The sequence below is a fragment of the Acinetobacter sp. F9 genome, assembly GCF_019195275.1.
Classification (GTDB): Bacteria; Pseudomonadota; Gammaproteobacteria; order Pseudomonadales; family Moraxellaceae; genus Acinetobacter; species Acinetobacter pseudolwoffii.
Genome location: NZ_CP078068.1, coordinates 39,632 through 50,192, shown reverse-complemented (window position 1 = coordinate 50,192; position 10,561 = coordinate 39,632). Strand labels below are relative to the sequence as shown.

The 10,561-nt window shown below is 45.3% G+C and carries 10 protein-coding genes and 1 pseudogene; 4 read left to right on the top strand and 7 right to left on the bottom strand.

Annotation, left to right across the window (positions count from 1 at the left end; translation table 11 throughout):
- From KT990_RS00230 to rimI, 3 genes and pseudogenes are all read left to right on the top strand, one after another.
- Window positions 1-142 (top strand): annotated as a pseudogene (locus KT990_RS00230) (elongation factor Tu); the annotation flags it as partial.
- Between the two features lie 196 nt (window positions 143-338).
- Window positions 339-1,223, top strand: a complete 885-nt coding sequence (locus tag KT990_RS00225; protein ID WP_218208939.1) for a metal-dependent hydrolase — start codon at window positions 339-341, stop codon at window positions 1,221-1,223.
- Window positions 1,224-1,325: 102 nt separating this feature from the next.
- Complete coding sequence (gene rimI / locus KT990_RS00220; RefSeq protein ID WP_005096020.1) at window positions 1,326-1,784, top strand: ribosomal protein S18-alanine N-acetyltransferase; 459 nt, start codon at window positions 1,326-1,328, stop codon at window positions 1,782-1,784.
- 12 nt (window positions 1,785-1,796) lie between these two features.
- Here the strand turns inward: rimI and KT990_RS00215 are convergent, their stop codons facing one another.
- The 3 genes from KT990_RS00215 to trxB form a co-directional block, all read right to left on the bottom strand.
- Window positions 1,797-2,612 (bottom strand): arginyltransferase, encoded by an 816-nt coding sequence (locus KT990_RS00215; protein WP_005096022.1) that lies wholly within the window; start codon window positions 2,610-2,612, stop codon window positions 1,797-1,799.
- 21 nt (window positions 2,613-2,633) lie between these two features.
- On the bottom strand, window positions 2,634-3,365 hold the full coding sequence (gene aat / locus KT990_RS00210; RefSeq protein WP_218208938.1) for a leucyl/phenylalanyl-tRNA--protein transferase: 732 nt from the start codon (window positions 3,363-3,365) through the stop codon (window positions 2,634-2,636).
- Window positions 3,366-3,457: 92 nt separating this feature from the next.
- Window positions 3,458-4,420, bottom strand: a complete 963-nt coding sequence (gene trxB, locus KT990_RS00205; RefSeq protein ID WP_218208937.1) for a thioredoxin-disulfide reductase — start codon at window positions 4,418-4,420, stop codon at window positions 3,458-3,460.
- A gap of 249 nt (window positions 4,421-4,669) precedes the next feature.
- Here trxB and KT990_RS00200 point away from each other — a divergent pair, with 249 nt between their 5' ends.
- Entirely contained in the window at window positions 4,670-7,732 is a 3,063-nt protein-coding gene (locus tag KT990_RS00200; RefSeq protein ID WP_218208936.1) for a DNA translocase FtsK, read from the top strand.
- 64 nt (window positions 7,733-7,796) lie between these two features.
- Here the strand turns inward: KT990_RS00200 and KT990_RS00195 are convergent, their stop codons facing one another.
- The 4 genes from KT990_RS00195 to minC all read right to left on the bottom strand — a co-directional run bounded on the left by KT990_RS00195 (window position 7,797) and on the right by minC (window position 10,450).
- Window positions 7,797-8,084: a PA4642 family protein gene (locus KT990_RS00195; RefSeq protein WP_005096030.1), complete on the bottom strand. Its 288-nt coding sequence runs from the start codon at window positions 8,082-8,084 to the stop codon at window positions 7,797-7,799.
- Between the two features lie 501 nt (window positions 8,085-8,585).
- Window positions 8,586-8,858, bottom strand: a complete 273-nt coding sequence (minE, locus tag KT990_RS00190; protein WP_005096032.1) for a cell division topological specificity factor MinE — start codon at window positions 8,856-8,858, stop codon at window positions 8,586-8,588.
- A gap of 2 nt (window positions 8,859-8,860) precedes the next feature.
- Window positions 8,861-9,673 carry a septum site-determining protein MinD gene (gene minD / locus KT990_RS00185; RefSeq protein ID WP_005096033.1) on the bottom strand — a complete coding sequence of 271 codons (813 nt, stop codon included), beginning with the start codon at window positions 9,671-9,673 and terminating at the stop codon, window positions 8,861-8,863.
- Between the two features lie 66 nt (window positions 9,674-9,739).
- On the bottom strand, window positions 9,740-10,450 hold the full coding sequence (gene minC, locus KT990_RS00180; RefSeq protein ID WP_005096035.1) for a septum site-determining protein MinC: 711 nt from the start codon (window positions 10,448-10,450) through the stop codon (window positions 9,740-9,742).
- Between the last annotated feature and the right edge of the window lie 111 nt (window positions 10,451-10,561).

Below are 10,561 nucleotides of genomic sequence, written 5' to 3'. Positions count from 1 at the left end.
GGAAATGGTTATGCCTGGTGACAACGTTGAGATGTCAGTAGAGCTAATCCACCCAATCGCAATGGACCCAGGTCTACGTTTTGCGATCCGTGAAGGTGGTCGTACAGTGGGTGCTGGTGTAGTTGCTAAAGTAACTGCATAATCGCTGATTGTGTAAAAAAAGCGCCTCTTTGAGGCGTTTTTTTTGTCTGGATTTTTGTCAGACAATCACTCATGAGTGTCCTTAACTGATAGTGCGATGACCTAAACTGCACTTATTTATACGATAAAAATCAATAAAACTAGGCTCAATAAAACGAATAATAGATTCAGGCAGCTGTGCTTGAAAGGAGCCTACAATGAACGTAAAAGTAAAAATTTCAGAGCGTGCTGGTGCAAGCTTTCCTGTTCGTCGTATGAATTTTGATTTTGATCATGTCCCGGAATACTGGATGCATGGATCAGCCGGTTTAACGCATTTTATGACCGCCTTATCTGCACTGTTTCCGGCAGGTGAAAAGTTCTTTATCGATAGCGTTCGGGCCGTGCGTCAGCATCCAGCGATCAAAGATAATGCAGAATTGCAAAAAGAAATTTCTGCCTTTATTGGTCAAGAAGCTATGCACACGCATGAACATGTCGGTTTTAATGCCTCCGCACAGCGCTATGGACATGATGTCGAGACACTGGATCATTATACCGATCAGGTGATTCAGACCACGCGTAAAGTCATGGCCAAACTGCTGAAGCCAGTTGGCATTAGCCAAGAAATGGTGGATTTGACTGCAACCACAGCACTGGAACATTTTACCGCGACCATCGCAACGCAGTTGTTAAGTAACGCTCATATCCAGGAACTGATGACTGATGAAACCATGAAAAATATGTGGATGTGGCATGCGATTGAAGAAAATGAACATAAAGCGGTGGCCTATGATGTGTTTGAAGCTGTCTTTGGTAACGGTTTAAAAGCCTATGCGCTACGGACCTCATCTTTGGTCATTTCGATGGCAACCTTAGCTGTTGTACAAAGCTATTTTCTGGCCCGTTTACTCAAGCAGGACAATCAATTGAATTTGAAATCGCTGAAATCGATATATACCTACGCGTATAGCCCATCAAAAGGGGTAATTACGGGCATGGGTCGTGAAATGTTAATGTACTTTAAACCTGGCTTTCATCCAAATGCTCATGATACACATGGCCTGTTAACAGTCTGGAAAGCCAAACTCGGACTTGAATAGGACTGAAAATTAAAGAGCGATTGAAATTGCTCTTTTTTTTACTCGATTTTTTGGATGAAGTTTCTATAATGCGGAAGTTAATTCTATATAAGATGAACGAAGATGATTCGTTTAATGCAAGCAGCGGATGTAGCAGCCGTTGCAAAGATTGAAAAATCTGTTCAATCACATCCCTGGACTTTAAAACAGTTTGAAGATGCAGTGACTGCTTATCAAAGTACCGTGATCGAGCAGCAAGGGCAGGTGCTGGGATTTTGTATTTTACAACCGGTGCTGGATGAAGCCAATTTACTGCTTATGGCAATTGATCCGGCTCAGCAAGGTCAGGGCTTGGGTTATCAATTATTGGATGCCTCAGTCGCCATGCTGAAAAATAATCCGGTGCAGATTTTCCTGGAAGTGCGCGAAACTAATATTGCTGCCATCAAGCTTTATGAAAAGTCAGGCTTTCATCAGATTGATTTACGCAAAAATTATTATCCGGGTTCAAACGGAACACGCGAACATGCCATCATTATGGTCAAGGCATGTACGGATGACTTTGCTAGCCTGTTCAAATAGAAACTGACGACCTTATTTAATAATCTGGTGATTCCATCCGCTGGGTAAGGTCGTCATCAATGAGTTTCCCAGGTGCTGAATCTCCAGCTCACTCAGCGCACGGTTTAAACGTCGCCATTGGCCATCAATCAAGAGTTCTAGCGGCAGATACTGAGATTTATAATTCATCTTGTTGGAGTGTGGCACCCAATAACCGAGGTAGATGAATTGCAAGCCAAGTTTTTGCGCATGTTCAATCTGCTTCAAGATTGCAAATGCACCGAGAGAGCGGCGATTTTCATCCGGATCGAAGAAGGTATATACAGCCGAGATGCCATCATCTAGCAAGTCGCAGGTGGAAACACTGATCAAGCGATCATCCAACCATAATTCTAAAAAGAAACTGTCCGTACAACTTTGCAATAAAAACTTTTCGAACTGATCGCGACTCGGGGGGAACATGTCCCCATCTGCGTGGCGTTCATTGATATAGCGTTCATACAGCGCATAATGCGTATCACCGGCCTGCTCTGGACTGGTAATTTTCACCCGAAGATCCTGATTGCGTTTCCAGGCTTTTTTTTGTGAACTGTTCATGGAAAATTCAGCCACTGGCACGCGTGAAGATAAGCATTGACGACACAGATGACATTCCGGACGATAAACAAAATCGCCACTGCGCCGGAAACCGGTGCGCGACAGTTCTGACAGGGTCAGTACATCAATGCGATGCGCAGGATCCAGAAAAACCATACGTGCCGACTTATTGGGCAAGTAGCTGCAATCGTGCGGCGGCGTAATATAATACTGTAAATCGTTCAGTAGGGACTTTGGCTGATAAGAGTTCATAACAAGTACCCTCTGTTATTTTCATTCACTGAGTCGCGCGTTTTGCGCTATTGTTTTACTTGAAAATACACCCTCTTGATACTTTTTCCAATCGATAGCAGGCTGTTTTACAACATCTTGTAACGAATTAAGATAGTCTTGGCGAGAAAGTGTACAGGCGCCGAGGCTTAAAAGATGGTCATTGACCAACTGGCAGTCAATCCAGGGCAGCTTATTCTCCTGCCCAATCAGCATTAAAGTATAAAAAGCCATTTTAGAAACATCGGTCTGCGTACTAAACATGGACTCACCAAAACAACCCTGTCCAATCGTTACACCATAAAGCCCACCTACAATGCGATTTTCATCCCAGACCTCAATACTATAGCCATATCCGGCATCGAATATGTCGCAGTATCCTGCGATAATATCTTCACTGATCCAGGTATCTTCTGCATAAGCACGCGGCAATGAGCAGGAACGAATCACCCTTTCAAAAGCATGATTGACCGTGATTTGATAATCCCATTTTTTCATATTGCGGATCAGGGATTTACTTGGACGATAATCATGAGGCCGAATAATACAGCGCGGTTCCGGACTCCACCAGCAAATAGGTTCCCCTTCTGAAAACCAGGGAAATAAGCCATGAGTATAGGCTTCAAAAAGTGTGGAAGGGGAGAGGTCTGCACCAATACAAATCAGTCCTTCGCCTTCAGGGTCAACCTGCATCGGGTCAGGAAAGATAAATTGTGAGGGAGGAAGTAGATGCATGGCAAACCTGAAATAAAACTATAGATGAATCATAAGCTAATTCTAGCAATAAAAAAGCCGCCCATAATGGACGGCATTTTTATTCTTGCTGCTTAGTCTAGTTTGCCCATCGCATCAAGATATTTTTCTGCATCGAGTGCAGCCATACAGCCTGAACCTGCAGAAGTAATGGCCTGACGGTAAATGCTGTCAGCAATATCGCCCGCAGCAAATACGCCCGGTACCGAAGTTTGGGTTGCATTACCCGCAGTACCACTTTGCACCTGAATATAACCGTCGCGCAGCTGCAACTGACCGTCAAACATTGAACTGTTTGGCTTATGGCCAATGGCAACAAACATACCCGTTACATCGACGTTTTGAGTAGAGTCATCCTGGGTCGACTTGATACGTACTGAGGTCACACCAGATTGTGCATCCCCTAAAACTTCATCGACCTGATGGTTCCAGATAATGCTGATCTTGCCTTCTTTTTCTTTGGCAAATAAATGATCTTGCAAGATTTTTTCAGAACGCAATGAATCACGGCGATGAACCAGAGTCACATGCGAAGCGATATTGGATAAGTATAAGGCTTCTTCAACAGCGGTGTTACCACCACCCACAACCATGACTTTCTGGTTTTTGTAGAAGAAACCATCACAGGTGGCGCAAGCGCTGACGCCTTGACCCATAAAGGCAGCTTCAGATTCAAGACCTAAATATTGAGCCGTTGCACCGGTACAGATGATTAACACATCACAGGTAAATTCGTCCATATCGCCTTTCAATACGAAAGGGCGCTGGTTTAGATCTACTTCATTGATATGGTCATACACGATTTCAGTGCCAAAGCGCTCTGCATGCGCCTGCATACGCTCCATCAATGCTGGACCGGTTAAGCCTTCAGGATCACCGGGCCAGTTATCCACGTCCGTGGTCGTGGTCAATTGGCCGCCCAGTTGCAAACCGGCAATGAGGGTTGGTTTTAGGTTTGCACGCGCTGCATAGACTGCTGCGCTGTAGCCTGCGGGGCCAGAACCTAAAATAATCAGTCGTGAGTGACGTGCGCTCATCAGCTGTATCCTTTTTTATTTAGAAATTTATTGAATTATACGTGAAACTGTATAACAGTGGGGTGAGATTAAAGTCGATATTATTGATCATTGAAATCGATTTGGGCTATATAGCATAAGTAACATTGTGCTTGCACAATAGTGCATCTTTTTTCACAGAACAGGTGCATAATATGCATTTTATTGCGTCGCTTTTTTCAAGCATTGAAGCAAAAGAATATTCATGAAGAATTGGTTACAGGACAGTATATGACAGCGGTGTCGAGTGCCTATGCACAGCGCTTAGTAATGACATTATTTTTAGTCTCATTTGGGATTTATCTGTTTCTTGCAACAGTGACCTATACGCCATTTGATCCGGGGTGGATGCATATCTCCAGTGATACGCAGACCGTTTCGAATGCTAGTGGGGTAGCGGGTGCCTGGATTGCAGACCTTTTGTTTGGCTTCCTCGGTTGGGCAAGTCTGCTGATTCCTGTCTATCTGTTTATGGAAGCGATTCAGGTCTGGTGGCCGCGTAGCTTCCTGAACCGGCCATTTCGCTATGCTGCACAATTCTTCCTATTGCTGACCACCTCAGCGCTATTGTTTTTATTCTGGCAAGTTCCTGCTGATACGCTGGATAATTCTTCCGGCGGTATTATTGGCTATGAATTAGGCCAGAGTTTGGAACAACTGCTGACAGTATACGGTGCAGCATTCTTCCTGTTGGTGCTTTGGGTGGTGTTATTTACCTTGGCTTTTGGGGTGAAATGGAACAAGACCTGGAGCAGCCTCAAAGCAACGCCTGCTTATTTACAAGACCTGTTCTACCGCAATGTGCCTGAAGGCATGTCTGATTTTGACCGTACTGCACCTGTCGCCAAAAAAGAGCCAGTCATTAGTGCAAAAAAAGTAGTGGTTGCAGTCACGCCTGCGCCTGAGCATCAACTGGTAGAAATAGATCCGGTGGTGCGTGATCAGGTGGCTGAACGTCTATTTGATGATTTTGCCGATAAAGAATCCCAGCAATCCCGGTTCGATGACGATATCCCTGAAAATGTGCAGCAGGTTGCTGAAGAGCCAGTCGAGACATTTAAGCAAGCACAGCACGTGCCTCAACAGCCGGATCGTGTGGTAGCGACAGGCGAGGTGTGGCGTGCCTTACATTCAAATGAAGATCAGCGCCATAAACAGGATATTGATGCCTTACTCAAAGCAGCCGAAGAAGAACAGCTTAATTCTCCTGTGTCACATATAGCTGCCCCACAATCTATTGCAGCACAGACTCATGCTCACGCCAGAACCGCATCGACTCCACATACAGGCCTAGACTGGGATGATGATGAAATCTTTGATGAACTTCTGGCGGCAGTTCCGCAAGGCAAAACTGCGACCGATGTGCATAGTCCATTCAATACAGCGCCAGCCGAAAAGACGGCAAGAATTGTAGAAGACATGACCAATGTTGCACCTGTCATGGCGTCTATGACAACAGCACATGTCGTGAAAAACAGCGCATTACAGGCCGATCTGGATGACCTGGGTGATTTGCTGATTGAAGAGGAAGAGCCAAGCCAACCGGTACGAAGCTCTAGCTATGCCCAATCTTCTGCTTTTGTACAGGCCCCGATTCAGCATCAGGGTATAGAGCAACCAGCATCTCCTCCTTCTGCAACCCATGCAGCAGTACGCGAGGCTTTATCTAAAGAAGAATTTGTAGAAGCCTGGCAAGAAACTGCTGGTAAACCACAAGATGAAGATGAGTTTGATTTTGATGCTCCTTTAACTGATGCTTCAGGCCGTCCGATGTCACGTGCCATGCAGGTGGCAGAGCGCCGTAAAGATTTATCGCCGCTTCCGGGTCTGGACCTGCTGGATGAAGTCGATCCGAATAAAAAAGTGAATTTCACTGAAGAACAATTGTCGCGTTTATCTGAACTGCTTGAAATCAAGCTGCAGGAATTCAATGTCAAAGCCAAGGTGGTTGAAGCACAGCCGGGCCCAGTGGTGACACGTTTTGAACTGGATCTGGCGCCGGGTGTGAAGGCCTCTAAAGTCACTAATATTTCCCGAGATTTGGCACGCTCGATGTCGATGGCATCGGTACGTGTGGTTGAAGTGATTCCCGGTAAACCGTATATCGGGATTGAAGTGCCAAATAGCAGCCGTGAAATGGTACGTTTGATCGAGCTTCTGACCATTCCAGCCTTCACTGATCCGAACAGCATTCTTTCGATGGCAATGGGTAAGGATATTTCCGGTAATCCGGTAATTGCTGACTTGGGCAAGGCACCGCATATGCTGGTGGCGGGTACCACGGGTTCAGGTAAGTCGGTGGCAGTCAACTCGATGATTCTATCGATGTTGCTCAAATACAGCCCTGAACAGTTGCGTTTGATTCTGATCGATCCAAAGCAGCTGGAACTGGCCAACTATAATGATATTCCACATTTATTGACGCCAGTCGTCACCGATATGAAAGATGCAGTCAACGCATTAAATTGGTGTGTCAATGAAATGGAACGTCGCTATAAACTGATGTCTTTCCTGAAAATTCGTAAACTCAGTGACTATAACCGCAAGGTCGAAGAAGCGATTGCCAATGGTGAAGACCTGATCGATCCAACCTGGAAGGCCAGCGATTCAGTGGTGGGTGAGCGTGCACCGCGTTTAACGCCGTTGCCTTCGATTGTGATTGTCGCGGATGAATTTGCTGACATGATCATGCAGGTCGGTAAAAAAGCTGAAGAAATGATTACGCGTCTGGCACAAAAATCCCGTGCGGCCGGTATTCACTTGCTGCTTGCCACTCAGCGTCCATCGGTGGATGTGATCACCGGTTTAATCAAAGCCAATATTCCGACCCGTGTAGCACTGCGTGTCAACTCAAAAATTGATTCACGTACTATTCTGGATGCAGGCGGTGCAGAAGACTTGCTCGGTCATGGTGATATGCTCTTCCTGGGGCCTGGTAAAATTGAGCCTGAGCGTGTGCATGGTGCCTTTATTGCCGATGATGAAGTGAACCGGATTTGTGATGCATGGCGTGAACGTGGTGCGCCCAATTATGTCGATGAAATCCTGACGCCGTATGATGAGGAACCATCAAATCGCGGTTTTGAAGAGGGTGGAGAGGGTGGCCCAGATCGAGATGCACTGTATGATCAGTGCGTAGCATTTGTACTCGAAACCCGTAAGGCTTCAACATCTTCGCTACAGCGTAAATTTAGTCTGGGGTATAACCGTGCTGCGCGGATCATTGACCAGATGGAAGAGAATGGTATTGTCAGTGGCATGGGGGCCAATGGTAAACGCGAGATTCTAGTTTAAGTTTCTTTATACTGAACCATAAAAAAGCCTGCAATTGCAGGCTTTTTTAATACGGTAGCTAAAATCAGGCAAACTTTGCCAATACCGCCAAGAACTCGGCACTTTGACGCGGGAAGGTGGCAATCACGTCATGAATGCGTTGCCCTTCAGGATTGGTTGCATTGACATCACGGCCATCAGCGACAAATTTCGTCAACAGGCGTTCATAATCAAATGGACGCATATGCTTGAAAGCATGATAAAGCACGTGAAAGTCAGCATTTACACCTGCAGGAGGAAGCTGATTCAGGTAGGCAAATACACGTTCATCTGACCATTCTTCGTTAAAGGTCGCTGGTTGAGATAATGCCATCGCAATTTCCTTGATCTAATGTAGTTTTTTCGGCATGAAAAAAGGCAAAATTTGTATGAGCAAGAGACAGTGTCTTTTGAGCTGACTCTGTCTACTAGAAACATTGTTTCTAGTCTTGTGATTGAGTAAATCCTTAAAAGCCGTGCTTTAATTTACTGATCCAGTCCACTCAAAGCTTAGCTTCTCGTCTTGCGGCTGGGCAAAGTAGTATTTTACGACCAGCCCACTCAAAGCTTAGCTTCTCGTCTTGCGGCCGGGTAAAGCAGTATTTACGACCAGCCCACTCGAAGCTTAGCTTCTCGTCTTGCGGCCGGGTAAAGCAGTATTTACGACCAGCCCACTCGAAGCTTAGCTTCTCGTCTTGCGGCTGGGTAAAGCAGTATTTACGACCAGCCCACTCGAAGCCTAGCTTCTCGTCTTGCGGCCGGGTAAAGCCGTGCTTTACTAATCCGGCCTCATATTTTGCCTTGAATCAATTTGCTTGACCAATCAAAAATCAGATTATCGTTCTTCAGGTAAATTGATATTCATCTCAAGCATTTCAATATTGGCTTCAGAACGTACCGACATTTGAATATGCTGCTCATCGACACCACGTACATAGCGATTGACCACTTGCATGATTTCTGTCTTCATCTGATCAATTTTGTCCTGGCTCAAGCGACGACCCAAGCCTTGTTCGGAAGCAACGATAACCTTCAAACGGTCTTTAGCAGTCCGTGCGCTTGATGGTTTATCCTCGCCACTAAAAAGTTTACTCCAGAATCCTGCCATGTCTACGCTCCAAATAGTCGTGCTAACCAGCCCTTAGGTTTTACCTCGATATGACGGTAAGGACGTTCTTCGCCAAGGAAACGTGCTACGAGGTCATCATAAGCCTGACCTGCTGCAGCCTCAGTAAAAAGAATCACCGGCTTACCTTCGTTCGATGCCTGTAAAACACTTGGACACTCAGGAATAACGCCCAAGGTCGGTACACGTAAAATATCTTTAGAAATATCGTCAATCGTCAGCATTTCCTGTTTATCGGCACGTTCCGGGTTGAAACGGGTAATACACAGATGCTTACGAATGCGACCTTCGTTTTGTTCTACTTTTTTAGTTTTACTGTCAAGCATGCCAATGATACGGTCAGAGTCACGTACTGATGAAATCTCAGGATTGGTGACAATGATGGCTTCATCAGCATGGTACATGGCCAAAATAGCACCACGTTCAATACCGGCAGGTGAATCACAGATAATGTAATCAAATTCCTGCGAAAGTTCATCCATTACACGAGCAACACCTTCATCTGTTAAGGCATCTTTATCACGTGTTTGTGATGCAGGTAAAATATATAAATTTTCAATATCTTTATCGCGAATCAGTGCTTGCTGTAATCGTGCTTCGTTATTTAAAACATTCACAAAATCATAAACTACACGGCGTTCACAGCCCATAATCAAATCAAGGTTACGTAAACCTACATCGAAATCGATCACAACAGTTTTGTGACCGCGTAGGGCTAAACCTGTTGCAAAAGATGCACTTGTTGTAGTTTTACCTACACCACCTTTGCCTGACGTTACGACAACAATTTTCGCCACCGAATCCACTCCTGTTATGGTTCAAATCCCCTGTTTAAAATGGGGTTTTTGGTATTTATTTATACATTAAAATTGTAGAGCTTCAAATACAAGCTCTTGTTGATCATTCAAGTAAATATGCACTGATTTCTTAACGACATGCGGGGGAATATCATCCGCTACGCAATAGGTTCCCGCAATCGAGATCAGTTCTGCTTCAAGGCTGTGACAGAAAATACGAGCTGCCGTATTCCCCCCGACACCTGCAATGACACGACCACGTGCGCTGCCATACACATGGATATTGCCTGAAGCAATCAGTTCTGAACCACTGTTGATGCCGGCATTGATAATAATGTCGCCATTATGCTGCACAATACATTGGCCCGTCCGCAGAATTTCATCATGATATGAGGTCACATGCGCAACGATCGGGGCAGCAGCTGCCTGATCATCACTTGTCGCTGCTTCTGGCTTAACTTCTACCACCTGTTCTTTCGTGGCTTTCACTTCTTCTAACTGGCGATCGGGTGGCAGAACCGGGAACTGAATGGAACGCGCCTGATCACCCAGTAAACCCTCAGTCACGGCCATTGGCTGTACATCTAAGTCGATTAACAGCTGAATCAGGGCAATCAGTTCCTGTTCAACTGAACTTTCAATGACGGCCAAAGTGCCAGATGGGAATGCAGCTTGTAATTTTGGGCTAAGTTGCTGGCGGATGGCATCATGATCATTGGTATCTAAGCTAATGCGTATTGCATTGACCATTCTGCCTTTTATCCGTATATCAGCCATAATTCTTCCTTAAATACTTCTGACTTGCTGGTTTTATGTCGAAGCAATGTTGTAAATAGTGCAAATCCTAGAACAAATTGGCGTAATTCTCTAGCGATCTCAGTTATTTTT